Below are 21,883 nucleotides of genomic sequence, written 5' to 3'. Positions count from 1 at the left end.
CCCGGATGAGCGAAGATCCTGATGTGGCGGCATCCAAGTTCCTGCCCGGCGTGGGCGTGCTCCGGGCGTACCGGAAGTCCTGGCTGCGTGGCGACCTGCTGGCCGGGCTCACCGTGGCGGCCTACCTCGTGCCCCAGGTGATGGCCTACGCCGGTCTGGCCGGGCTCCCGCCGGTGGCCGGGCTGTGGGCGATCCTGCCGCCGCTCGTGCTCTACGCCGTGCTCGGCTCCTCGCGGCACCTGTCGGTCGGCCCGGAGTCGACCACGGCCCTGATGACCGCGGCCGTCGTAGGGCCGCTGGCCGCCGGCGACCCGGCCCGCTACGCCGGTCTGGCCGCCGCGCTCGCCGTGGTCGTCGGCGTGCTGTTCCTGGTCGCCTTCGTGGCCCGGCTCGGCTTCGTCGCCGATCTGCTGTCCCGGCCGATCCTGGTCGGTTATCTGGCCGGGGTGGCCCTGACGATGGTCTCCGGGCAGCTCGGGAAGCTGACCGGGGTGCGGGTCGGCGGCGACACCGTGCTCGGCGAACTGGCCTCCTTCGTGACCCGGCTGGGCCAGGTGCACGTCGCCACCGCGCTGCTCGGGCTGGCCGTGCTGGCGCTGCTGTTCCTCGGGCAGTGGCGGTTTCCCCGGCTGCCGGTGCCGCTGGTCGTGGTGCTGCTCGCCACCGTCGCGGTGCTGGTCCTCGACCTTCGAAGCCATGGTGTCGCCGTGGTCGGCGAGGTGCCGCGGGGAGTGCCCGGGCCGGCGCTGCCCGACCTGTCGGAGGCCGCGTCGCTGCTGCTGCCGGCGGTCGGGGTGCTGGTCGTCGGGTACACCGACACCGTGCTGACCGCGCGGGCCTTCGCCGGGCGTAGCGGCGACGCCGTGGACGCCAACCAGGAGCTGCTCGCGCTGGGCGTGGCCAACCTCGGCGCCGGGCTGCTGCGCGGGTTCCCGATCAGCAGCAGCGGCAGCCGCACCGCGCTGGGTGTCGCGAGCGGAGCGCGTACCCAGATGTACTCGCTCTTCGCCCTGCTCTGTGTCGTGGCCGTGCTGCTGTTCGCCGGCCCGGCGCTCGCCCTGTTCCCGGCCGCGGCGCTGGGCGCCCTCGTCGTCTACGCGGCGATCCGCCTGGTCGACATCGCGGGGTTCCGGCGGCTGGCCGCGTTCCGCCGCACCGAACTGCTGCTCGCCCTGGCCGCGTTGGCCGGGGTGGTCGTGTTCGACATCCTGACCGGGGTGCTGCTGGCCGTCGGGCTGTCCGTCGCCGACATGCTGCACCGGGTGGCCCGCCCGCACGACGCGGTCCTCGGCATCGTGCCCGGCCTGGCCGGGATGCACGACGTGGACGACTTCCCGGCCGCTCGGACCGTGCCCGGCCTGCTGATCTACCGGTACGACTCGCCGCTGTTCTTCGCCAACGCCGAGAACTTCCGGCAGCGCGCCCTGGCGGCGGTGGCCGATGAGCGCGAGCCGGTCCGCTGGTTCGTGCTCAACGCCGAGGCCAACGTCGAGGTGGACAGCACCGGGCTGGACGCGCTCGACCGGCTGCGGGCCGAGCTGACCGGCCGCGGCATCGTGTTCGGGCTGGCCCGGGTCAAGCAGGACCTTCAGGCCCAGCTGGACGCGTACGGTCTGACCGCGTCGATCGGCCCGGACCACATCTATCCGACCCTGCCTACGGCTGTGCGGGCTTATCAGCGCTCGACCGGAACGTGATGACCTCATTCGCCGTCCGGCGCGGCGTCGCCGGCAGCGACTCGGCCTCGTCGACGTAACCCAGCCGGACCACCAGATACGGTTCGCCGATCCCGGAGAGCAGCTCGCCGAGCAGGTACTTCGACCAGGACACCTCGACCGCCTCGCTGAGCGGCGCGGTCGACAGGCCCCGCGCCGTCGCGGTGAGCAGCAGCGCGGACATCGCCTCGCCGGCGCGCAGCAGATCGGCCGGTTCGGCGTCCATGCCGTACAGAATCGTGTACGCCGCACCCTGGTCGTGGTCCTGACCGGCGGCCAGCACCTCACCGCCCTGCGGGGCGAACTCGCGCACCGGCACCCGGCGCAGGGCCGGCGCGACCGCCGTCGCCGGTGGCACCCCGTCGCCGGTCCAGGCCGGCCGGTTGGTCCAGCGGGTCAGATCCTTGCGGTACGCGGGGTCCAGGTATTCCGCGTCGGCCGCCTGCTCGACCAGAATGCCCAGCATCGGCACCTGGTCGTGCGGCACCACGTGCAGGTAGGCGCCGTGCGCCTCAACGACACGGCGCAGGTCCGAGAGCGTCTCCTCGTCCACCGCGCGGTCGCCGAAGGCCCGGCGGTCGGTGCGGCGCCGGGCGATCGCCTCGACCAGCGCACGGGCGGCGGGGTCGGGCGTCACCGGTCCGGCCTCGTCCAGGCGTACGCGGGCCAGCACGTCCCCGTCCCCGGCCGGGAACCGCGTGACGGTGGCCGGCCAGCCCGCCGCGGCCAGCCCGGTGAGCGCGTGGTGCAGGGCGCCGCCGCAGCTCATCAGCATGAGCCGCCGGTCCGGGTCGATGGCCGGCACTCGGCGTTCCGGGTCGGCCGACAGCTCCATCACCCCGGCCCCGATCGTCCACCGCCACGGTTGCGTGTTGAACACCGAGGGCGCGCGCAGCGCCACCCGGGCCGCACCTTCCAGAACGGCGCGCATCTCCTCTGGCAACGCACTCATGGCGGGACCTCCTATCTGCTGCTCCGTACCCACCCACGATGGCGGGCGGGGGTGCCGAGTCGTCAGGGCCGAAGGACCCTTTCGCCCGGCGGCGAACCGTTGATCAATTGAGGTATCCGGACACGCGGTCCGGGAAGGTCACGGGAGGCGTCATGACACGTATCGAGCAGGTCATCACCCCTCAGGTGCACACGCACGGCCGGGTCGGCGGCTGGGCCCGGGAGTACGCCGTCAGCAAGCTCGAGGCCGCCCTGCAGCACGCGCCGGGCCGGGTCCACCGCACCTCGCTGACGCTGGACTCGGCAGCACCGGGCAACCGGGTCGACGCCCACGTCGACGTGGACGGGACCGCCGTCCACGTCCACGCCGTGGGGGAGACCCTGCAGGAGGCGGCCGACCTCCTGCAGGAGCGGCTCCGCTCGCGGTTGCGCCGGCTGCGCCGCACGCACCACCAGGGCCCGGTCCCGTCCGAGTCGTAACCCTCAGTCGTGTCGCGGCTGGTCGCCCAGCGACCAGTCGCGCACCTCGGGCATGTCCTCCAGGTGCTCGACCACGTATTCCTCGTGCCGGGCGAGCTGGGCCTCGCACCACTTCTTGAGTGCGGTCGCCCCACGCGGCAGCCGCTTGGAGTTGTTGATCGCGTCCATCACCAGGTGGTAGCGCGACGCCCGGTTGCGCACCGTCATGTCGAACGGCGTGGTGGTCGTGCCCTGCTCGATGAAGCCGCGCACCCGGAACCGGTCGGCGTCCGGCCGGCCGTGCACCAGCTGGTGGATCGCGCCGGGGTAGCCGTGGAACGAGAAGACCACGTCGACCGTGTCGGTGAACAGTTCGGTGAAGTAGGTCTCGCTCATCCCGTGCGGGTGGTCGCGGTGCCGGACCAGGCTCATCAGGTCGACCACGTTGACCACGCGGACCTTCATGCCGGGCAGGCGTTCCTTCAGGATCTGGGCGGCCGCGACGGTCTCCATCGTGACCACGTCGCCGGCGCAGGCCAGGACGATGTCCGGGTCGCTGGTGCCGTCGTCGGTGCCGGCCCACTCCCAGACCCCCGCACCCTTCGCGCAGTGGTCGATCGCCTGGCCCATGGTCAGGTACTGCAGCTGTGGCTGCTTGTCGATGACGATCAGGTTGACGTACGAGCGGGAGCGGAAGCAGTGGTCGGCCACCGAGAGCAGGCAGTTGGCATCCGGCGGCAGGTAGACCCGGGCGACGTCGCCGCGCTGGGTGAGCACGGTCTGGATCAGGCCCGGTCCCTGGTGCGAGAAGCCGTTGTGGTCGTTACGCCACGCCGTCGACGTGAGCAGCACGTTGAGGCTGGGCACCTTGGCCCGCCAGGGCAGGTGCGACGCCTCCTGCAGCCATTTGCCGTGCTGGATCGTCTGCGAGGCGCTGACCATGGCGAACGCCTCGTAGGTGGCGAACATGCCGTGCCGCCCGGTCAGGTTGTAGCCCTCCAGCCAGCCGTGGCAGTTGTGCTCGGAGAGCACCTCCATCACCCGGCCGTCCGGCCCGATGGCCACGTCGTCCGGGGTCACGCGTTCCATGAACGCCCGGTCGGTGGCCTCGAAGACCGCGCCGAGCCGGTTGCTGTTGGTCTCGTCCGGGCAGAACAGCCGGAACCGGTCCGGGTTGCCGCGGTAGATGTCGCGCATCAGCTCACCGAGCTTGCGGGTCGACTCGGCCCGCAGCCGGCCCGGGGCGTCGACGTCGACCCCGTAGTCCCGGAAGTCCGGCAGATCCAGGTCGCGGGTGAGCAGGCCGCCGTTGGCGTGCGGGCTGGCGCTCATCCGCAGGTCGCCCCGGGGCGCGAGATCCCGGATCGCGGCGACGGGGGTGCCGGCGTCGTCGAACAGCTCCTCCGGCCGGTACGACCGCAGCCAGCGCTCCAGGATCGCCAGGTGTTCCGGGTTCTCCCGGACGCCGGACAGCGGCACCTGGTGCGACCGCCAGGTACCGGTCATCCGGATACCGTCCACCTCGGACGGGCCGGTCCAGCCCTTCGGTGACCGCAGGATGATCAGCGGCCAGCGTGGCCGGGAGCCGTCCGACTCGCCGGCCCGGGCCTCCCGCTGCACCTCCCGGATACGCGACCACGCGTCGGCCAGAGCGGCCGCGAAGCGCTGGTGCATGCCGGGCAGGTCCTCGCCCTCGACCTCGATCACGTCGTACCCGTGGCCGTGGAGAAGCCCGTGCACCTCGGCGCGTTCCTTGCGCGCCAGCACCGTGGGACCGGAGATCTTCGCGCCGTTGAGATGCAGGATCGGCAGCACCGCACCGTCCCGGGCGGCGTTGATGAACGACAGCCCCTTCCAGGAGCCTTCCAGCGGCGCCGTCTCGGCCTCGCCGTCACCCACCACGGCGACGGCCAGCAGATCCGGGTTGTCCATGACCGCGCCGTACGCGTGCACCAGCACGTAGCCGAGCTCGCCGCCCTCGTGGATCGAGCCGGGCGTGGTCACCGACACGTGGCTGGGAATGCCGCCGGGCGCCGAGAACTGCCGGAACAGGCGCAGCATGCCGGCCTCGTCCTGGGACACCCGCGGGTAGATCTCGCTGTAGGTGCCCTCCAGCCAGCCGGCGGCGACCAGGGCCGGGCCACCGTGCCCCGGGCCGGCCAGGTAGATCGCCTGCTGGCCGGTCATCCGGACCAGCCGCGACACGTGGGCGTAGATCAGCGACAGGCCCGGGCTGGTGCCCCAGTGGCCGAGCAGCCGGGGCTTGATGTCCTCGGCGGTCAGCGCCCGGCGCAGCAGCGGGTTGGCGCGCAGGTAGATCTGGCCGATGGTCAGATAGTTGGCGGCCCGCCACCACGCGTCCAGCTGCGCCACGTCGTTGTCGTCCGGGTCGGTGAGCTGCCGGAGCAGCTCCTCGTCGGTCACGGTGGTCACGGCGCTTCTCCCTCGAGAGGTTCGACTTTGGGGTCGCTCTCGAAGGTAGGTGCTCGCCGTACCGGTCGATCAGAGGCGAGCGGCAGCCCCCGGCGGCCCGGAGGTCCCTACCGTCCGGGACTTTAGTCCCGGTCGCCGACGGCCTCCGCGACCGCCTCGCCCCACCGCCGGGCGCGTTCCCGTTCGCCCGCCACCAGCGGCCCCGCCACCCCCGTGACATGGAAACTCATCGCCGGCAGGGCGGCCCGGCAGCCCTTGCGCCGCAGCCGGCGCAGGGCCTTGCGCCCGGCGGACCCGGTCAGCGGCTTGCCGATCGAGGTGTCGAACGCCGCCCCGATGGTGTCCCGGGGGAAATCCGGCGCGGTGTCCAGCCACTCCCGCAGGCCCACCTCGGCCACGCCCGTGCGGGTCGCGCCCTGCCGGACGGCGTCCTCACGGGTCGCCGGCCGGCTCAGCCCGAAGGCGTGGGTCGGCCCGCCCACCACGACGACGTCCACGCCGGCGGCGCGCGGCATGCTGCGGGCGTCGGCCAGGGTGACGTCGAACCGGTCGGCCAGGCCGTCGGCGACCGCCTGGGCGATCGTCTCGCTGTTGCCGAACATCGACTCGTAGACGACGAGAGCCTTCACGATGCGCTCCTCACGGGGTCGGATACTTGGCCAGCACGTCGCGCAGCTCGGCGACGAAACGCAGGGAGTCGTCGTAGTCGCGCTGCCAGACGTTGCGCCCGAAGATGAGCCCGGTCGCGCCGGCCGACATCGACTCGGCGGCCTTCTCGACCATCGCCTCGTCGCTGGCCAGCGAGCCGCCGGAGACCAGGACCAGGGTGCGGTTGGCGGCCCGGACGACCTCGTCGATCGCCTCCTGACTGCCGAGATCGGACAGGTACGCCGGTGGTACGTGCTTCTCCGGATGCGGGAAGTTGACCTTGACGACGTCGGCGCCGAGCTCACTCGCGGTCCGCGCCGCATAGTGCACGGCGTAGAACGAGTCCCGGCCGCCCTTGTTGTCGATGGCCTCACCCCGCGGGTACGCCCAGACGATCAGCGGTATGCCGAAGCGTTGCGCGTCCCGGCGGACCACGTGGAACTGCGCGAAGTCCTCCTCCTGGGCCGGCGTGCCGACGTACAACGTGTAGCCGACCGCGTCCGCGCCCAGCCGGACCGCGTCCTCGACCGAGGCGTGCACCGGCGACAACGCGTTCGCCTCCGGCGGGATCTCGGTCTTGCCGTTCAGCTTGAGGATCAGCGGAACCTCGCCGGCGTAGTCCCAGTAGAACTTCTCGGCCAGGCCGATCTGGATGGCGACGCCGTTGAAACCGCCCTCCAGGGCCAGCTTCATGATGTAGCGGGGGTCCGCGGCCCGCGGGTTGGCGAAGAAGTCCCTCGGCCCGTGTTCCAGCCCCTGGTCGTACGGCAGGAACAACGCCGTGCCGTTACGCAATCCGTGGTGGTAGAGAATGCGGTGCAGTCGGGCTTTCTTGCCCGCGCCCAACCCGCACTGTTCTAGTCGTAGCCGCGCGGTCATGGCGGCCTCCTTCCCTTCACCCTTCACCCTTCACCCTCGCGGCCGGCGGCCGGGACAGGTAGGGCAGTGGGGCCCGTAGCGAGCGGACCTTCCGCGGCTCGGATGAAGGCCAACGCCTCGGCCACCACCTCGGCCGGAGCGGTCTCGGTGGAGAGCGTGTGCGCTTCGGGCCAGTGATCCGCGTCGGCCGTCAGCGCCGCGGCGATCATCCGATTCGCGTCCGAGCCGGCCGTCACGGCTTCCGCCCGGCGGTGCAACCGCTCCGCGATGGTCCCCGGGTCCGCCGTGCACCGCAGAGACATCAGGGGGACGTGCGCCTCCGAGGCGAGCCGGGTCGCCGCCTTCCGCTGCCGGTCCCGCAGCCACGACGCGTCGAGCACCACGGTTTCGCCGCGCTCCAGCAGCCGGCCGGCCCGGTGCAGCAGCTCGCGATAGGTGCGCTCGGTCCACTCCAGGGTGTAGATACCGTGCCGATAGCCGGCCGCCGCCGAACGGTCCGGATCGAGCCCGGCGATCTCCTTACGGATGCGGTCACTGCTCAACAGCACCGCGCCGAGCCGGTCGGCCAGGCCGCCGGCCAGCGTGGTCTTGCCCGTCCCGGGGGTACCGCCGACCAGGATCAGACGGACCACCCCCTCCCGCAGGTGCCGCAGGGTCAGATCGGTGTAATGCGCGACGTCGGCCGCCGCCCGCGGGTCACCCTGGCGGTGGCGGAAACAGGCCACCTTGGCGCGTACGAAGGCGCGGTAGGCCGCATAGTGATGGCGCAACGCGATCGGCGCGGCGTCTCCGCTGAACTCGGCGTACCAGTGCAGGAACCCCCGGGCCGACGCGGTCGCGCCCAGTTGCTCGAGGTCCATGGCCAGGAAGGCGGCGTCGTCCCACCCGTCGACGTAGCGCAGCTGGTCGTCGAACTCGATGCAGTCCAGCACCCGGGGCCCGTCGTCGAGGCAGAAGATGTCGTCGGCCAGCAGATCGGCGTGACCGTCGACCACGCGTCCGGCGGCGATCCGATCCTCGAACAGCGGCGCACGGCCGGCCAGGAAGTCGTGGACGAGGTGCTCGACCGTGGTCGCGGCACCGTCGTCCAGCACGTTGCCGTGGAACGGGCGGAGCTGCTCGAAGGTGTCGTCCCACCGTCCGAGCAGGGCGTCGCGGCTACCCTCGGCTGAGATCTCTGGCCCGCGCCGGGCCTCCGCGTGGAACGCCGCCAGCATCCGCGCCAGCCGACGCAGCTGCTCCGCGACCGGCTGCCCGGCCCGGACCATCGTCGACAGCCGCCGGTCCTCGGGCATCCGGTGCATCACCACCAGGTGATCGCACGGCCGGCCGTCCGGGCCGAGCACGTCGGCCACCCCGAGGTAGACGTCCGGGGCGAGCCGGCGGTTGAGCTCGACCTCGCGGTGGCAGACCCGCTCCCGTTCGGCCCGGTCGCGGAAGTCGAGGAAGCCGAGATCCACCGGCTTCTTCAGCTTGTACGCCCGGTCGGCGACCAGGACTATGAGGGCCGCGTGGGTCTCCCGGACGGCGGGCGGGCCGAAGCTGGTCATGACCGCTCGCTCTCGACCACCACGACCGGGCAGGGGGCGTGATGGATGAGGTGCTGCCTCACCGACCCGAGCAGCAGGCCGGCGAAACCGCCCCGCCCACGGCGGGTCGCATCCAGCGCCCGGGCCGATCCGTCGATGCCGACGACCACCGGTGCGTCGTTCCGCGTCGTCATGGGATCACCTCGCAACGTCTGCTTCCAGCCTGCGCCGGTCGGCGCGGACCGGTCAGGGCCGATGGTCCCCACCCGCGGCCCGCTCGCGGACCACCCAGACCGGGCACTCGGCGTGGTGCATCAGGTAGGTGCCGGTCGAGCCGAGCAGCGCGCCGGCCACCACGCCGTGCCCGCGGTTGCCGACCACGACAAGCCGCGCGCCCGTCGACAGGTCGGCCAGCAACGAGCCGGGGCCACCGGGCCGGACCACCGTGCGAACCGGGATCCGCGGGTACTTCCCGCGCCAGCGCTCCACCAGATCCACGATCTGAGCGTGCTCGACGGCGTCCTCGTCCGCTCCGGCCGTCGCCGAGGACGGCAGGTCGATGCCCCACAGCGGTGCGATCGGCAGGTAGGTGTGGGCCACGACGAGGTCGGCGCCACGATCGGCGGCGGCGGCGAACGCGGTCTGGAGGACGTGTTCCGCGGTGTCGGCCAGGTCCACCCCGGCCACCACCGGGCCGCCGGTCGGGTCGCCGCGGCCGTGCACCACCACCAGCGGACACGGCGCCTGGGCGATCAGGTGCCGGCCGACCCGGTCGGAGAGCAGCCCCGCCAGGCCGGTCCGTCCCCGGCTGCCGACGACCAGCAGATCCGCGTACTCGGCCACGTCCAGCAGACACAGCACCGGATCGCCGGCGGTCGTCGACGTGACCACCTCCACGGCCGGGCTGATCGCGTGGACGGCGCGCTCGGCCTCGCCGACCAGCGCTTCCGCCAGGTGCCGGTCGGCTTCCCCGTTCGCGCACTCCGCCGGATCCGTCCGGTCGTACGCGTGCACGACCCGCAGCCGCGCGTGGCGGTAGGCCGCCTCCCGCGCCGCCCATTCCACCGCGGCCCCACCCGGCGGCGTGCCGTCGGTACCGACCACGATCTCCCTGATCCGCATGGCTCCTCCTCCCAGTTGCCTTCACCGTGGTCCGGACGCGGCCACCGCCGGGAGGGGCGAAGGACCGGTCCGGCCGGGCTGACCGGCTCTGCCCGGGGGACCCGCTACACTGCGCTCGGCGCGCCCGCGCGCCGTACCCCTCCGGCCGGTGGCCCACGCCCACCGGGAGCCTCACGGGGAAAAGGTGGCCCCCATGCCGTCGCGGACGACCGGTCCTGCCCTTTTCTGGCGGCGACCGCGCCGCCGGCGTGGGCGGGCGACGCGGTGGTGCCGCCGGTGAGGCGCCGACCATGACCACCCAGCGAGAGCTCAAGCGACTGATCCGGGAGCGCGCCGCGCGGACCGGCGAGTCCTACACCACGGCCCGCCGGCATGTGCTGGCCCACGCCGGCCGGTCCGGGCCGTCCCCGGTGCCCGGCTATCCGCGGTTCGGCGGCGGGCTGCATCACGAGAGCACGCTGCTGGCGCATCTGCTCGAGCAGGCCGGGCACGTCGCGCCGCACACCGGCCGGCCGTACACCGAGACCACGTTGTGCGGCCTCGCGGGCGGGATCGGCTTCCTGTACGCCGTCTTCGAGTACCGCGGGTTGCCCGCCCCGCTGGTCACCGTCGTCGCCCAGCACCACCCGCAGCCCTGGCTGCCGGCCGCGCTGGACCGGCTCGGCATCGGCTACCGGACCGAGCACGGCCGGGCGGCGGTGGCCCTGCGTACCGTCGACCAACCGATGCACTGCCTGGTCAGCCGGGCCGACCTGCCTTGGAACAGCGACGTGACCGCGCTCGCCGCCGACCCCTACCCGGTCGTGGTCGTGGCCCGCGACGGCGGCGACCTGCTCGTCGACGACGAGGCGCCGGAGCCGCGGCGGGTCCCCGAGGAGACGTTCCGCTCGGCCTGGTCGGCCTACCGCAAGGGCCGCAACCAGCGGATCCTGATCGATCCGCCGGCGGGGGCGCCAGACCTCGCGACCGCGATGCGCGCGGCCGTCACCACCACGGCCCGGCATCTGACCGGACCGGTTCTCGGCAACGCGTTCGACGTCAACATGGGCCTGTCCGGGATGGCCCGGCTGGCCGCGCAGCTGCGGGACCGGCGCGGGAGGTCCGGCTGGACACGCCGGTTCGCCGCACTGGGCGCACTGCCGTTCGCGGCCCTGCGACTGTACGAATGCCTGGAGCTGCGGTACACCGCACCGGCCGCCACCCGGCCGCTGTACGCCGGCTACCTCGACGAGGCGGCGACCGTGCTCGGCGACGTTCGGCTGACCGAGGCGGCGGTGGAGTTCCGCCGGTCCGGCGCCCGGTGGGCCGAGCTGGCCGAGCATGCGCTGGCCGTGGCCGGTGAGGCCGGACGACGGATCGAGGAACGTCTCTTCCAGCAGATGACCGGAGCCGGCCCGGACCCGGAACCCGAGAGCGGGGAGGTGCCGCCCGCCGATCACGACGAGTTCCTGGTCGCGGCGGCCGACCTGGTCGACGAGGCGCTGGCCGCCGAGACCCGTGCCGCCGCGTTGCTGCTGCCCTGATCGGGACCTCCGGCCCTGCCGGTGGAGGCCGGTGGCTTCCTAGCGTCAGAGGTGAGGAGGAGTCATGACGCCGGGACGACCGATGCGAGGCGCCACCTGGGCCGCTGCCGCGCTGCTGCTGACCGCCACCACCGTGCCGTTCCTCCGGCGCTGGTACCTCACCTGGGGTGCCACTCCGGAGGAGACACGGCGGACGTTACCCGGTGACGATCTGCTGTCCCCGGCCGACATGATCAGCACCCGGGCGATCACCATCGACGTACCGCCCGAGCGGGTCTGGCCGTGGCTGGTGCAGATGGGCAGCGGGCGCGGTGGCGCCTACACCTACGACTGGATCGAGAACCTGTTCGGGCTGGGCATGCACAGCGCCGACCGCATCCTGCCCGAGTTCCAGAACCTGGACGTGGGTGACGTGCTGCCGATGGGTCAGAACGGCCCCGGCATGCGGGTCGAGGTCTGCGAGCCCGGCCGCGCCCTGGCCTTCCGCTCCGAGGACGGCCAGTGGGTGTGGTCGTTCACGCTGACCCCGGAGGGCGGCGGGACCCGGCTGGTCAGCCGGAATCGGATCGCGGAGACCGGCGCCTCGACCGGCCGCCGGCTCGCCGACCGGCTGATCATGGAGCCGGGCAGCCTGGTGATGGAACGCAAGATGCTGCGCGGTATCCGCGACCGTGCCCAGTCGGAAGGGAAGAGCCATGTCGGGTAACAGGATCGTGGTGGGGTACGACGCCAGCCCGCCGTCGGACCGGGCGCTGGCCTGGGCGCTGGACGAGGCGGCGAGGACCGGCGCGACCGTCGACCTGGTGTACGCGCTGGCCTTCCCGGCGTACGCCCCGGCCGTGTACATCGTGCCCGGCACCGTGGCGTGGCCGGACGTACCGACCAAGGACGCGGCGTGGGCCCTGCTCGCCGCGGCCGCCGCGAAGGCCCGGGCCGGCCATCCCAAGGTGGCCGTCTCCGAGATCGTGGAGGAGGGCCCGGCCGCGGCGGTGCTGCGGGACAGCTCCACGGACGCCGCTCTGGTCGTCGTCGGCGGCCACAGTCATCACCCGGTCGCGGACCAGGTGCTCGGTTCGGTCGCGGTCTCGGTCGCCGCGCACGCGTTCTGCTCCGTCGTGATCGTCCGCGATCTCGAGGCGGTCGGCCGCCCGGTCGTCCTCGGGCTGGACGAGTGGGCGCACGCCGAGGAGGCGGGACAGTTCGCGCTCCGGCAGGCGGCCGCCCGCGGTGTGCCGCTGCGCGCGGTGCACGCCTGGATGCCGCCACCGGACCCGGCGATCGGCCGCCGGTTCCCGAACCGGGACGAGGCCGCGATCGCCGAACTGGTGTGGGCGAAGAACCGCCTGTCGCCGTGGCGGGCCGAGTTCCCCGGCGTGCACGTCGACATCGCGTCGGTCGTCGGCCACCCGTACCAGGTGCTGACCGCCGCGACGCGCGAGTCGCAGCTGACCGTCGTCGGCGCGCGTGGCCGCGGCGGGTTCCGTGATCTGCGGCTGGGCTCGGTCACCCGGCACCTGCTGCACCACGGCACCGGGCCGATCGCGATCATCCGCTGAGCGGCCGATCCGCTCGAGACGGCACCCCGCGGGACGATCGTCCCACGGGGTGCTTCGTTCCCAACCTCACCGCAGTCCGTACGGCAGGTGCCCCGGCGCCTCGATCTCGATCAGGCGGTTGTACTTCGCCACCCGCTCGCCCCGGGCCGGAGCGCCGGTCTTGAGCTGGCCGCAGCCCGTGCCGGTGGCGAGATCGGCGATGAACGTGTCCTCGGTCTCGCCGGAACGGTGCGAGACCATCTGCGCCCAGCGGCCTCCCGGCACAGCCGCATCGTCTCCAGCGTGTCCCGGCCCCGAGCCGCTCCACCAGGGACGATCGGCCCGCCAGGGCCGGGACCATGGCCCGTGGTGCGGAAGGTGCGACCCATCGACGATGAGGGCGGTCGATTCCCCCATCCGTCAGAAGGGCTTCTGCCATGACCTACGGCAACGCGGTACGCGAGGCGCTCAGAGGACCGACTCGAGCGCTGCGGCAGGCCATCCCCGACGTCTACCGGGGCTACCGTGAACTGCACGATGCCGCGCTGGCCGGCGGCGCTCTGGACGCGCGGACCAAGGAGTTGATCGCCTTGGCCATCGCGATCGGCAAGGAGTGCGACGGCTGCATCGCCGCGCACGCCCACGCGGCCGTCCGGGAGGGGGCGACCCCGGCCGAGGCCGCCGAGGCGATCGGGGTGACCTTCCTGATGAACGGCGGCCCGGCGACCGTCTACGGAGCACGGGCGTACGACGCTTTCCGCGAATTCTACGAGGAGCGCGCCGCCCGCGAGCCGGCCGCGGCGAAACGGAGCCAGACATGAGCGTCCTGGTCGCTTACGGCAGTACCGGCGGCGGAACGGCCGAGATCGCCGCGTGGATCGCCGGCCAACTGCGGGCCGAAGGCCTTGCGGTCCACCTCGAACCGGCGGCCGAGATCTCCACGGTCGACGATTACGACGCCGTCGTGCTCGGCTCCGCGTTGTACGCCCACGGCTGGCACGTCGACGTCCGCCGGTTCGTGCACCGGTTCGCCGGGCGGTTCACCGACCGGCCCGTGTGGCTGTTCAGCAGCGGGCCGCTGGACCGGTCGGCCGACACCGGTCCCGTCCCGCCGATCCACCACGCGGAGGCGGCCCTGCGTGACCTCCCGGCGCGCGAGCATGTGACCTTCGGCGGCCGGATGACCACCGAGGCCCACGGCTGGCTCGGCCGGGTGGCCGGACAGCTCGCCCGGGAGGGCCACGCCGGCGATTTCCGGAATCCGGAACGGGTACGGGCGTGGGCCAGCCGCGTCGCCGCCGACATCCGCTCGGTGCCCGGCCGTGACATTCGTGGCTGACGGCCGTGCGCCGAGGTGAGGGGCCTGGTCTGATCGGCCGGCGGCCGGGCGCGCTGATCCTGGCGGCGATCGTGCTGCCGCTCACCGCCATGGTGGCGGAGCCGGGCCGGGCCGCTGATGGCGAGCCGTCAGTTCGAGCCGGCCGGCGGCCACGGCCGGGTGCTCTACCGGCGGTAAGACGACCACCTGGGACTGCTCTCCGTCGGATGACGACCGCTCGGGTCAGATCGAGGCGGTCCGGGCACGGGCTTGCGCCGGGTCGCGCATCTGCCGGAGCGGCACGTCGACCCCGTAGGTGACGAAGTGACCGATCGGCCGGATCTCCACGATCGTGGCGTCCGACCGCCGGGCCGGCGGCACCAGACGGACCAGTTCCGGCATCCCGGCCAGTTGGTCCCCGGGGTGCAGCGTGGCCACACCGGCGAAGCTGATCGTCGCGGGCGGGATCGGCAGCATCAATGACAGCAGCCCACCCCGGCGGACCGGGACGGTGACCGCCACTATGCCGTCCGCGCCGATGTGCCGGGCCTTCCAGCTGTCCGGTGCGACGGCGACGTACATGCTGCCGCCGCTGACGGCGTACACGACGCCGCTCGAACGAGGGGCGCCGGTCGGCGTCACGTGACTGAGCACCGCGAATGACGCGCGTGACACCACCTTCCACACCTGCTGCGGGGACAGCCGCGCTGCTCCCACCTTCTCGATCACCATGAGGCACCTCCCGCGCTCGATCCAGGCATACCGCCCGACGGGAACCAGGTGACAGTGCCGGTCGACCCGGCACCTGGGGCGAAGCGGCCCTGACGCGCCCACCGGCCACCGCACGACCATCGAGGCTCCCCTCGTTCGCCAGGGCGCGGGGGGCGGACGGCCCGTGGTGTCGGGACCTCTGGCGCTGCCGGATTCGCAGCCCGGGCGCGACGCTCGACGTGACGCATCCCGGTGAGGAGAGACCGATGAAGCGATGGACGGTTGCTGACGTGATGACGCGGGACGTTGTTTCGATCCCGCCGGAAGCGTCCTACCGCGAGACGGTGGACACGTTGATCGTCGGCGGCATCAGCGCGGCCCCGGTCGTCGACGCGGACGGGCGTGTGCTCGGTGTCGTCTCGGAGGCGGACCTGCTGCACAAGATCGAGGCGGCCGACGACCACGAGCACCGCCGGGTGATCCGGGCGCCGCACCGCGCGGCGACGGCGAAGGCCCACGCCGCGACCGCGGCCGAGCTGATGAGCTCGCCGGCGATCACGGTGAAGCCCGAGGTCTCGGTCCCGGCGGCGGCCCGGCAGCTGGAACACGACCGGGTCAAGCGGTTGCCGGTGGTCGATGCCGGCGGCCGGCTGGTCGGGATCGTGTCCCGGCGTGATCTGTTGCGTGTCCACCTGCGCACGGATCAGGAGATCCGCGCCGACGTGGTCGACGACGTGCTGATGCGTACGTTGTGGATCGATCCGGCCACCGTCGCGGTCGAGGTCGACCGGGGCACGGTCACGCTCGGCGGAGGTGTGGACACCCGCACCCTGGCCGGGCTGGCGGTGGAGCTCACCGCCAAGGTGGCCGGCGTGGTCGCCGTCGTCGACAAGCTGGTCTGGGACGTGGACGACCAGGTGGTGTCCCGATCCCATGGTTACGCGTTCGGTGACGCCGACCGCCTGATGCGTCCCGGCCGGGACTGACCAGGTCTCCGGGAAGGGAGGAACCATCATGTTGAAGCGACAGTTCATCGCCCTCACCCACGCCATTCTGCTGCCTCTCGCCGGCGCCGTGGCCGCCGTGGCCGTGGCTGTGGTGGTCGGGGCGGCGGCGGACGATCATCACCGCCGTTGACACGGAGCATCCCCGGTGGATCCCACCGGGGATGCGTTTGTCCGCGGTCACCTCGTCGTCGTGACCAGCGGCGGCGGCCCGGTCACCGGCGGGCCCGAGGGCGCGGCCGGCGGTGGCAGGGTGCCGCTGTGCCGGCGGCCCAGGCCCATCGCCCCGAGCACGATCAGCAGGATCGCCAGGACATCGAGCAGGATGCCGGTGATCAACAGCCCGGTGCCGGGACCGGCCAGGCCGGGCACCTGGGTCGCGGCCCGGACGTCGGCGGTCACACCGGTCGAGCCGTCGGCGTTGGCGACCACGACCGCGTACGTGCCGGAGGTGGCCTCCCAGGTGAGGGTGGCGTCACCCGTCCCGGTGCCGCTGGCCAGCCAGAACGATTGCGCGGCGGGGGAGGGGGCGGCCCGGCGTGCGCCCGGCGCCCGGTCGTAGCGCGCGTCGCCCGACGACATGCCGATCAGCTCGTCGTGTGCGGTACCACGCAGCCACGCGTCCACATCGGACGAGCTGGCGATACCGACGAACAGCTCGTCGCCCGCCGGGCCGGTGGCAGTGACGCGGAAGCCGCCGATGTCGGCGAACCCACGGGTGAACACGTCGCCGGCCTGGAGCGTGATGCTCTCGGCGGTGACCGCGGCGGTGGAGGTCCGTACGCTGACGGCCGGACTGGTCACGTACCCGGCCGCGTCGCGGGCGTCGTTCAACGCGAGCAGGGCGCCGCCGCCGATCGCCAGGCCGGCCCCGGGCACCAGCAGCAGTACGCCGGCGATCAGCCCGAGGACCGGCCCCACGACCCCGCCTCGGTGCACGGGGGCGGCGGCCGGCGCCGCGGGCTCCGGCGGCGCCGGTGGCACCGGGTCGTCGACCGGTTCGCTGCCGCCCTGGTCCAGGCGGAACGGCGGGTAGCGGGGCGTCAGCAGGGTCAGGTAGGACACGACGCGCAGGTTCCAGCGGGTCACGCCGACCAGCAGGTCGTGCAGGCCGCCGGGGAGTCGGCCGGTGAACAGCAGGGCGACGCCGGCGACGATGACGGCCGCGCTGATCACGCTGAGCGGCGTCGTCGTGCGATCTCCGCCGTTCCCGCCCGACCAGGTGACCGCGCCGGACAGGGCGCCGAGCAGCAGCAGATGCGGTACGGCGAACAGCCAAGCCACCAGGGGCAGCCAGCGTGGTGGGTGCGGCGCCTCGGTCAGGCTGACCCGCGCCGGATGCTCCGGCACGTCGGCCATCGTGAACGGTGGGTACCGGTCGGTGCCGAGCGCCTGGTAGCCGTAGTAGCCCACCCGCCAGCTCCAGCGCAGGACGCCGAGATTGTAGGCCGCGATGGCGGGCGGGTAGCGCCCGGTGAACAGCACCGCGAGGTACGCGACCAGAGTCAGTACCACCAGGCCGAGGTAGAGGACGAGCAGGACGACGTAGTGCGGGATGAGCAGGAACCACTTGACGAGCCAGAGCCATCGGCTCGGCGACTCGTCGCGGCGTGCTTCGACCCGTAGTGGATAACCTCGCATGGGTTCCTCCCGGGACCGTTTTCTCCAGCACATCCCCGGTTTCCGGCGCCCGGCCAGGGCCGGACGTCCCGACCTGGGCCGCCGTGCCGCCCGGACGCGGCTGGAGGGACCATCGATGCTCCGGAGAGCAGCCCCGGCACACGGGTCATCCGGCCCTGTAGCGGGCCACCGGCCACGAGAGAGGCTGTCAGCAGAGCCGCGGACGGTTGCCGGGAGGTCGTGGTGGACTATCTGAGCCCGCTGGATGCAGCGTTCCTCGACGCCGAGGACGGGGATCCGCACGCGTCACTGGCCATCGCATCCATCGCCGTGGCGGACGGGCCGGCGCCGTCCGCGGCCGCCTTCACCGCTGCCGTCCGCGGCCGCCTCCCGCTCGTCCCGCGCTACCGGCAGAAGGTACGCCGGTTGCCGTTGAACCTGGGTCTCCCGGTCTGGGTCGACGACCCCGGCTTCGACCTCGACTTCCATCTGCGCCGCACCGCGCTGGCCGCACCCGGCGACGACGCCGCCCTGGGCCGCCTGATCGGACGGATCATGAGCCACCGGCTCGATCGCGAACGCCCGCTGTGGGAGTACTGGCTGATCGAAGGGCTACCGGAGGGCCGCTGGGCGGTGTTGTCCAAGGTGCACCACTGCATGGTCGACGGCATGACCGGCAACGAGCTCTACCGCATCATGTGCGACCCGACCCCGGAACCGCGCCCGCCGGTGCCGGACCACTGGCACCCGTCGCCCGACGGGGATCGCGCCGGCCTCACCCTCGACGCCCTGCGGCGGCTGGCCGCGCTCCCGTTCGAGCAGCTGCGGTGGATCGCCCGCGGGGTCCGCGACCCGGCGGCGACGGTGCGGCGCGCCCGCGACACCTGGCAGGGCGTGCGCGCCCTGGCCGAGGCGATCACACCGGGTCGGCCGACGTCGCTGAGCGGGCCACTGGGCCTGCCCCGGCGGTACGCGTTCGCGCGGATCCCGTTCATCGAGATCAGGTCGGCGGCGCGGCGGCACAAGGTGACCGTGAACGACGTCTACCTGGCCGCCGTGGCCGGTGCGTTCCGGCGGCTGATGCTCGACCGCGACGAGGAACCGGCCGCCGACGCCATCCGCACGCTGGTGCCGGTGAACGTCCGGCCCGACGGCGACACCACCATCGCCAACCGGATCGTCTCGCTGCTGGTCCAGCTGCCGGTGGAGGTCGCCGACCCGGTCGAGCGGCTCGCCGTCGTGCACCGGCGGATCGCCGAGCTGCGCGGGTCGCACGAGATCGAGACCGGTGCGGCCCTGCTCGAGCTGGCCGACCATGAGCCGTTCGCCGCGGTGGCCCTGGGCGTACGCACGGCTCTGCGCCTGCCGCAGCGGGCGATCGTCACCGTGACCACCAACGTCCCCGGGCCGCCCGGGCAGCTCTACCTGCTCGGCCACCCGATCCGGGAGATCCTGCCGTACGTGCCGATCGCCGAACGCATGCGCATCGGGGTGTCGGTGCTCACCTACGGCGGGCAGGCCGCCATCGGGGTCACCGCCGACTTCGCGTCCGTACCCGAGGCCGGCACCTTCCCCGCGGGCATCGTCGCCGAGATCCGCGCCCTGACCGCGCGTCCCACCCGGCCGACCGCGGACCTCGTCTGACCCGCCCGAGGAGACGATGTCGACTGCCGACGCCAGGCCCAGTTCCGCCGGTCGTCGCGGCTGACGCGCCCGGCGCGGTACCACCGAAGAATTGCACGAAGGGAGTCATCATGAGCACCACGTCGGCGTCGCCGGTCGAGATCAGGGAGGTCAGCCTGCCACCGCGGATCGTCGTCGGCCTGCGGGAGCGGGTCGGCGTCGGTGAGTTGGCCGGCTTCTTCGCCCGCACCATCCCCGCGGACGGGGAGGACGAGACGCCGTGCCGGACTCGGGTGGTCTTCCCGCTGCGCTGAAAAGGGGACCCGGTCAAGAGTTGTTCGGGTGGCCGAGGGCGAGCACGGTGTCGCGGATGTCGCGGATGATGGCGTCGACCTCGTCGATCTGATCCTGGACGCGCGACCGAACCTCCTCGGAGCGCACCCGGTTGCCGAGTTCCTGCAACGCGAGGCCGTGCCGGAAGAGACGCTGGATCGCGTGGTCCCGCAGGCCTTCGCCGATGTGCTCGCGGTCCCCCAGCAACCGCAGGCGTTCCGCGTCCCGCTGAGACTCCGACAGTTGCAGGATGAGGCCGGCATGAGCGGCCACGCCACCGATCAGGTCCCGGTCGAGTGCGTCGAAGGGCTCCCGGCCGCCGCGTACCGCCAACAGGACGCCGCGCGGGCCGTTCTCCGAGAGCATGGGCGCCGCTATGCATTCCATCCCGTCGGTCAGCTCGATCGGGTACGGGCCCTCGGGCAGCCGTCACCGGCCGGCCGTCACCGGCACGCCGGCCTCGACGGCGTCGGCGAGGATCGAGTTGTCCGTCGGGAGCGTTGCTCCGAGCCATCGGTGCAGGGAGCCCTCGGCCACCACGACCGCCGAGGTCCCGGCCTGCTCGGTGGCCATCGCCGCGGCGGCCCCGTCGACGTGGAGCACGTCCAGGGCGGATTGAACGATGCCGGCCAGGACGGCCTCGGGTTCGGCGCCGCCGAGCAGATCGGTCGTCACCCGGACCATCGCGGTCTGCCACGACTGCCGGCGGCGGCCCTCGGCCAGCAGGGTGGCGTTCTCGATCGCCACGCCCCGCGGCCGCAGCCAGGGCCAGGACCAGTTCCTCATCGTCGGCGGTGAACGCGCCGGCGTCCCGTTTCTCGGTCAGGTAGAGGTTGCCGAACACCCGGTCGCCGACCCGGATCGGTACGCCCAGGAAGCTGTGCATCGGCGGATGACCGGCCGGGAACCCGACCGAGGCCACGTGCTCGGCGATGTCCTCGAGCCGGACCGGCCGGGGCGCGTCGACCAACGCGCCGAGAACACCCTTGCCCTCGGGCAATCGTCCTATCCGGGCAACCGTCGCCGCTTCCATGCCGGTGTGGATGAACCGGACCAGACTGCCGCGGACGATCACACCCAGGGCGGCGTAGCGTGCGTCGACCAGGGCCCGCGCCGCCTCCACGATGTGCCGCAGGACGTCGTCGAGGTCGTCCGCCCGGGCGACGGCCAGATAGGCGCGGAGCAGCCCGCGCAGCCGTCCCTGGCTCGCCTGCACCTGGCGGGCACTGGCCACCAGGTTTTCCAGAATGTCGTCGAACTGCAATCGGGCGGCGTGCGCGAAGCTGAGGCCGCTGACCGGATCGTCGGGTGCCGTCACAGGTCTGCCGTCATCTTGGATCGCCTCCGAAGATGGGCTGTCGCGAGCATCCTCCCACCTGCGGTGACCACGCGTAACCCCCTGACCGGCAAGCGTCATGAGCCGCACTCGAGCCTCGTCGAGGGCCCGTTGCTGCTCGGGCGGCCTCCTCGTCGGTCAGGCGCCGGGCATAGCCACCCTCGCCGGTCGCGGCCGGTGCGTCCAGGCGCAGCACGCTCGCCCCGGTCGAGGCGATGTCGGCGCGGGCCGCCTCGCGGACGTCGTACCCGGTCACCACCGCGCCCGGCTGAGCGTGCGGGGGAGCAGGTCGAGGCTGAGGGCGGTCACCCCGGCGGCGGCGAGCCGCTGCGGCACCCGTGGGTCGTCGAGCGGCCCCAGCAGCCCGATCAGCGTCTGCCCGTCGTGCGTGGCGTCGAGATCGTCCGGCGCCCGCAGGCACACGATGATGTCGCTGCCGGCGTACACCTCGGATCGGCCGGCGACCCGCGCCCCGGCCGACGCGTACGCCTCATCCTCGTGCCACGCGCCCGCGCCGGCCTTCGACTCGACCATCACCCGCAGGTCGTGGCCGTGTAACCGGCCGACGTCCGCGGGTACCAGGGCCACTCGCCGTTCGCCGGGTGCGGTCTCGCGGATCACGCCGATGGTCACCATCCACCCAGCTTCCACCAAGCGTGAGTGTGCGGCTACCCGATGTTCGCGGCGTCCAGGGCGGCCTGCAGCGACTCCACGTACCCGTCGGTGGTGACCGTGGCACCGGAGACGCTGTCGATCCGGGCGCTCTGCGCGTCCACCGTCTCCTGGGTGAGGATCGGCAGGGCGTACGCGTTGATCTCCTCGTCGCGGTGGTTGCCGTTGGGGTAGACCGGCACCTGGACGGCGGTGATCTTCCCGTCGGTGACCGTGATGCTCACCTGCACGTCACCCCAGCGGGTCGACGCGGTGGAGCCGAGGTAGGTCTTGGTCGCGCCGGACGAGCTCCCCGACGACGTACTGCTGGGGCTCGGCGACGGCGCCGAGCCGGGCGTGGCCGGGGCCGCGGCCACCGCGGGGGTGGACGCCGCCGGGCCGGCGTTGGTGCTGGTGCGGTAGCTGAACAACAGCACCAGGGCGGCGATGGTGGAGAACAACCACAGGGTGATCCGTCGCATCATGGTTCCTT

At 72.8% G+C, this 21,883-nt stretch carries 24 protein-coding genes and 2 pseudogenes; 11 read left to right on the top strand and 15 right to left on the bottom strand.

The annotated features are described in order from the left end of the window. Positions 1-23: 23 nt before the first annotated feature. Positions 24-1,697 (top strand): sulfate permease, encoded by a 1,674-nt coding sequence (sulP, locus tag ACGFIO_RS14325; protein WP_392826349.1) that lies wholly within the window; start codon positions 24-26, stop codon positions 1,695-1,697. Here sulP and ACGFIO_RS14320 read toward each other — a convergent pair. Continuing rightward, complete coding sequence (locus ACGFIO_RS14320; RefSeq protein WP_392826347.1) at positions 1,657-2,667, bottom strand: Acg family FMN-binding oxidoreductase; 1,011 nt, start codon at positions 2,665-2,667, stop codon at positions 1,657-1,659. The two genes, sulP and ACGFIO_RS14320, sit on opposite strands and share 41 nt — an antisense overlap. A 152-nt stretch (positions 2,668-2,819) precedes the next feature. On the opposite strand from ACGFIO_RS14320, the gene ACGFIO_RS14315 reads away from it, so the two are divergent. Next, positions 2,820-3,146 (top strand): HPF/RaiA family ribosome-associated protein, encoded by a 327-nt coding sequence (locus tag ACGFIO_RS14315; protein WP_392826346.1) that lies wholly within the window; start codon positions 2,820-2,822, stop codon positions 3,144-3,146. Between the two features lie 3 nt (positions 3,147-3,149). On the opposite strand, the gene ACGFIO_RS14310 is transcribed toward ACGFIO_RS14315, so the two are convergent. The 6 genes from ACGFIO_RS14310 to ACGFIO_RS14285 all read right to left on the bottom strand — a co-directional run bounded on the left by ACGFIO_RS14310 (position 3,150) and on the right by ACGFIO_RS14285 (position 9,736). Continuing rightward, positions 3,150-5,558, bottom strand: coding sequence for a phosphoketolase (locus tag ACGFIO_RS14310; protein ID WP_392826345.1), 2,409 nt, complete (start codon positions 5,556-5,558; stop codon positions 3,150-3,152). A gap of 122 nt (positions 5,559-5,680) precedes the next feature. Continuing rightward, positions 5,681-6,187: a flavodoxin domain-containing protein gene (locus ACGFIO_RS14305; RefSeq protein ID WP_392826344.1), complete on the bottom strand. Its 507-nt coding sequence runs from the start codon at positions 6,185-6,187 to the stop codon at positions 5,681-5,683. Positions 6,188-6,197: 10 nt separating this feature from the next. Continuing rightward, positions 6,198-7,085, bottom strand: coding sequence for a class I fructose-bisphosphate aldolase (locus ACGFIO_RS14300; RefSeq protein WP_392826343.1), 888 nt, complete (start codon positions 7,083-7,085; stop codon positions 6,198-6,200). Positions 7,086-7,108: 23 nt separating this feature from the next. Continuing rightward, positions 7,109-8,635, bottom strand: coding sequence for an AAA family ATPase (locus ACGFIO_RS14295; RefSeq protein WP_392826342.1), 1,527 nt, complete (start codon positions 8,633-8,635; stop codon positions 7,109-7,111). Next, on the bottom strand, positions 8,632-8,808 hold the full coding sequence (locus tag ACGFIO_RS14290) for a universal stress protein (RefSeq protein ID WP_392826341.1): 177 nt from the start codon (positions 8,806-8,808) through the stop codon (positions 8,632-8,634). Before ACGFIO_RS14290 ends, ACGFIO_RS14295 begins: the two co-directional genes overlap by 4 nt. Positions 8,809-8,860: 52 nt before the next feature. After that, on the bottom strand, positions 8,861-9,736 hold the full coding sequence (locus tag ACGFIO_RS14285; protein ID WP_392826340.1) for a universal stress protein: 876 nt from the start codon (positions 9,734-9,736) through the stop codon (positions 8,861-8,863). A 290-nt stretch (positions 9,737-10,026) separates the two neighbouring features. On the opposite strand from ACGFIO_RS14285, the gene ACGFIO_RS14280 reads away from it, so the two are divergent. The 3 genes from ACGFIO_RS14280 (at position 10,027) to ACGFIO_RS14270 (ending at position 12,815) form a co-directional block, all read left to right on the top strand. After that, positions 10,027-11,259 carry a DUF4872 domain-containing protein gene (locus ACGFIO_RS14280; RefSeq protein WP_392826338.1) on the top strand — a complete coding sequence of 411 codons (1,233 nt, stop codon included), beginning with the start codon at positions 10,027-10,029 and terminating at the stop codon, positions 11,257-11,259. Between the two features lie 64 nt (positions 11,260-11,323). Then, positions 11,324-11,965, top strand: a complete 642-nt coding sequence (locus tag ACGFIO_RS14275; protein WP_392826336.1) for an SRPBCC family protein — start codon at positions 11,324-11,326, stop codon at positions 11,963-11,965. After that, on the top strand, positions 11,955-12,815 hold the full coding sequence (locus tag ACGFIO_RS14270) for a universal stress protein (RefSeq protein ID WP_392826335.1): 861 nt from the start codon (positions 11,955-11,957) through the stop codon (positions 12,813-12,815). Before ACGFIO_RS14275 ends, ACGFIO_RS14270 begins: the two co-directional genes overlap by 11 nt. Positions 12,816-12,881: 66 nt before the next feature. Here ACGFIO_RS14270 and ACGFIO_RS14265 read toward each other — a convergent pair. Next, positions 12,882-13,055, bottom strand: a pseudogene (locus ACGFIO_RS14265) (hypothetical protein); the annotation flags it as partial. A gap of 176 nt (positions 13,056-13,231) precedes the next feature. Here ACGFIO_RS14265 and ACGFIO_RS14260 point away from each other — a divergent pair. Then, a complete protein-coding gene (locus ACGFIO_RS14260; RefSeq protein ID WP_392826334.1) occupies positions 13,232-13,615 on the top strand; it encodes a carboxymuconolactone decarboxylase family protein in 384 nt (127 codons plus the stop codon). After that, a complete protein-coding gene (locus tag ACGFIO_RS14255) occupies positions 13,612-14,133 on the top strand; it encodes a flavodoxin domain-containing protein (protein WP_392826332.1) in 522 nt (173 codons plus the stop codon). Before ACGFIO_RS14260 ends, ACGFIO_RS14255 begins: the two co-directional genes overlap by 4 nt. Positions 14,134-14,355: 222 nt before the next feature. Here ACGFIO_RS14255 and ACGFIO_RS14250 read toward each other — a convergent pair whose 3' ends face one another. Beyond that, positions 14,356-14,844, bottom strand: coding sequence for a pyridoxamine 5'-phosphate oxidase family protein (locus tag ACGFIO_RS14250; RefSeq protein WP_392826330.1), 489 nt, complete (start codon positions 14,842-14,844; stop codon positions 14,356-14,358). Between the two features lie 245 nt (positions 14,845-15,089). Between ACGFIO_RS14250 and ACGFIO_RS14245 the strand changes: the two genes are divergently transcribed. Then, positions 15,090-15,809 (top strand): CBS domain-containing protein, encoded by a 720-nt coding sequence (locus ACGFIO_RS14245; RefSeq protein ID WP_392826328.1) that lies wholly within the window; start codon positions 15,090-15,092, stop codon positions 15,807-15,809. 28 nt (positions 15,810-15,837) lie between these two features. Beyond that, positions 15,838-15,960 carry a hypothetical protein gene (locus ACGFIO_RS14240; protein ID WP_392826326.1) on the top strand — a complete coding sequence of 41 codons (123 nt, stop codon included), beginning with the start codon at positions 15,838-15,840 and terminating at the stop codon, positions 15,958-15,960. Between the two features lie 47 nt (positions 15,961-16,007). Here the strand turns inward: ACGFIO_RS14240 and ACGFIO_RS14235 are convergent, their stop codons facing one another. Then, entirely contained in the window at positions 16,008-17,468 is a 1,461-nt protein-coding gene (locus ACGFIO_RS14235) for a DUF4389 domain-containing protein (RefSeq protein ID WP_392826324.1), read from the bottom strand. 222 nt (positions 17,469-17,690) lie between these two features. Between ACGFIO_RS14235 and ACGFIO_RS14230 the strand changes: the two genes are divergently transcribed. Next, positions 17,691-19,091, top strand: a complete 1,401-nt coding sequence (locus ACGFIO_RS14230) for a wax ester/triacylglycerol synthase family O-acyltransferase (RefSeq protein ID WP_392826322.1) — start codon at positions 17,691-17,693, stop codon at positions 19,089-19,091. Between the two features lie 110 nt (positions 19,092-19,201). Beyond that, positions 19,202-19,384: a hypothetical protein gene (locus tag ACGFIO_RS14225; RefSeq protein ID WP_392826321.1), complete on the top strand. Its 183-nt coding sequence runs from the start codon at positions 19,202-19,204 to the stop codon at positions 19,382-19,384. A gap of 13 nt (positions 19,385-19,397) precedes the next feature. On the opposite strand, the gene ACGFIO_RS14220 is transcribed toward ACGFIO_RS14225, so the two are convergent. The 5 genes and pseudogenes from ACGFIO_RS14220 to ACGFIO_RS14200 all read right to left on the bottom strand — a co-directional run bounded on the left by ACGFIO_RS14220 (position 19,398) and on the right by ACGFIO_RS14200 (position 21,872). Continuing rightward, positions 19,398-19,769, bottom strand: coding sequence for a hypothetical protein (locus tag ACGFIO_RS14220; protein ID WP_392826320.1), 372 nt, complete (start codon positions 19,767-19,769; stop codon positions 19,398-19,400). Between the two features lie 63 nt (positions 19,770-19,832). Continuing rightward, complete coding sequence (locus ACGFIO_RS14215; RefSeq protein ID WP_392826319.1) at positions 19,833-20,189, bottom strand: hypothetical protein; 357 nt, start codon at positions 20,187-20,189, stop codon at positions 19,833-19,835. 22 nt (positions 20,190-20,211) lie between these two features. After that, positions 20,212-20,820, bottom strand: a pseudogene (locus tag ACGFIO_RS14210) (GAF domain-containing protein); the annotation flags it as partial. 171 nt (positions 20,821-20,991) lie between these two features. Further along, positions 20,992-21,375 (bottom strand): hypothetical protein, encoded by a 384-nt coding sequence (locus ACGFIO_RS14205; protein ID WP_392826317.1) that lies wholly within the window; start codon positions 21,373-21,375, stop codon positions 20,992-20,994. Positions 21,376-21,407: 32 nt separating this feature from the next. Next, positions 21,408-21,872 carry an FMN-binding protein gene (locus ACGFIO_RS14200; RefSeq protein WP_392826316.1) on the bottom strand — a complete coding sequence of 155 codons (465 nt, stop codon included), beginning with the start codon at positions 21,870-21,872 and terminating at the stop codon, positions 21,408-21,410. Positions 21,873-21,883: the final 11 nt, after the last annotated feature.

Origin of the sequence: Actinoplanes sp. NPDC049265, assembly GCF_043197135.1 — a bacterium.
Classification (GTDB): domain Bacteria; phylum Actinomycetota; class Actinomycetes; order Mycobacteriales; family Micromonosporaceae; genus Actinoplanes.
Note: the sequence above shows the minus strand (reverse complement) of the source record. Positions and strands in the feature narration are given on the sequence as shown.

What these genes read in the sequence shown, in the direction of transcription:
- ACGFIO_RS14320 (WP_392826347.1), bottom strand. Translation starts at nt 2,667, where the DNA reads ATGAGTGCGTTGCCAGAGGAGATGCGCGCCGTTCTGGAAGGTGCGGCC.
- ACGFIO_RS14315 (WP_392826346.1), top strand. Translation starts at nt 2,820, where the DNA reads ATGACACGTATCGAGCAGGTCATCACCCCTCAGGTGCACACGCACGGC.
- ACGFIO_RS14300 (WP_392826343.1), bottom strand. Translation starts at nt 7,085, where the DNA reads ATGACCGCGCGGCTACGACTAGAACAGTGCGGGTTGGGCGCGGGCAAG.
- ACGFIO_RS14295 (WP_392826342.1), bottom strand. Translation starts at nt 8,635, where the DNA reads ATGACCAGCTTCGGCCCGCCCGCCGTCCGGGAGACCCACGCGGCCCTC.
- ACGFIO_RS14290 (WP_392826341.1), bottom strand. Translation starts at nt 8,808, where the DNA reads ATGACGACGCGGAACGACGCACCGGTGGTCGTCGGCATCGACGGATCG.
- ACGFIO_RS14285 (WP_392826340.1), bottom strand. Translation starts at nt 9,736, where the DNA reads ATGCGGATCAGGGAGATCGTGGTCGGTACCGACGGCACGCCGCCGGGT.
- ACGFIO_RS14280 (WP_392826338.1), top strand. Translation starts at nt 10,027, where the DNA reads ATGACCACCCAGCGAGAGCTCAAGCGACTGATCCGGGAGCGCGCCGCG.
- ACGFIO_RS14275 (WP_392826336.1), top strand. Translation starts at nt 11,324, where the DNA reads ATGACGCCGGGACGACCGATGCGAGGCGCCACCTGGGCCGCTGCCGCG.
- ACGFIO_RS14270 (WP_392826335.1), top strand. Translation starts at nt 11,955, where the DNA reads ATGTCGGGTAACAGGATCGTGGTGGGGTACGACGCCAGCCCGCCGTCG.
- ACGFIO_RS14260 (WP_392826334.1), top strand. Translation starts at nt 13,232, where the DNA reads ATGACCTACGGCAACGCGGTACGCGAGGCGCTCAGAGGACCGACTCGA.
- ACGFIO_RS14255 (WP_392826332.1), top strand. Translation starts at nt 13,612, where the DNA reads ATGAGCGTCCTGGTCGCTTACGGCAGTACCGGCGGCGGAACGGCCGAG.
- ACGFIO_RS14250 (WP_392826330.1), bottom strand. Translation starts at nt 14,844, where the DNA reads ATGGTGATCGAGAAGGTGGGAGCAGCGCGGCTGTCCCCGCAGCAGGTG.
- ACGFIO_RS14245 (WP_392826328.1), top strand. Translation starts at nt 15,090, where the DNA reads ATGAAGCGATGGACGGTTGCTGACGTGATGACGCGGGACGTTGTTTCG.
- ACGFIO_RS14240 (WP_392826326.1), top strand. Translation starts at nt 15,838, where the DNA reads ATGTTGAAGCGACAGTTCATCGCCCTCACCCACGCCATTCTGCTGCCT.
- ACGFIO_RS14235 (WP_392826324.1), bottom strand. Translation starts at nt 17,468, where the DNA reads ATGCGAGGTTATCCACTACGGGTCGAAGCACGCCGCGACGAGTCGCCG.
- ACGFIO_RS14225 (WP_392826321.1), top strand. Translation starts at nt 19,202, where the DNA reads ATGAGCACCACGTCGGCGTCGCCGGTCGAGATCAGGGAGGTCAGCCTG.
- ACGFIO_RS14220 (WP_392826320.1), bottom strand. Translation starts at nt 19,769, where the DNA reads ATGCTCTCGGAGAACGGCCCGCGCGGCGTCCTGTTGGCGGTACGCGGC.
- ACGFIO_RS14215 (WP_392826319.1), bottom strand. Translation starts at nt 20,189, where the DNA reads ATGAGGAACTGGTCCTGGCCCTGGCTGCGGCCGCGGGGCGTGGCGATC.
- ACGFIO_RS14205 (WP_392826317.1), bottom strand. Translation starts at nt 21,375, where the DNA reads ATGGTGACCATCGGCGTGATCCGCGAGACCGCACCCGGCGAACGGCGA.
- ACGFIO_RS14200 (WP_392826316.1), bottom strand. Translation starts at nt 21,872, where the DNA reads ATGCGACGGATCACCCTGTGGTTGTTCTCCACCATCGCCGCCCTGGTG.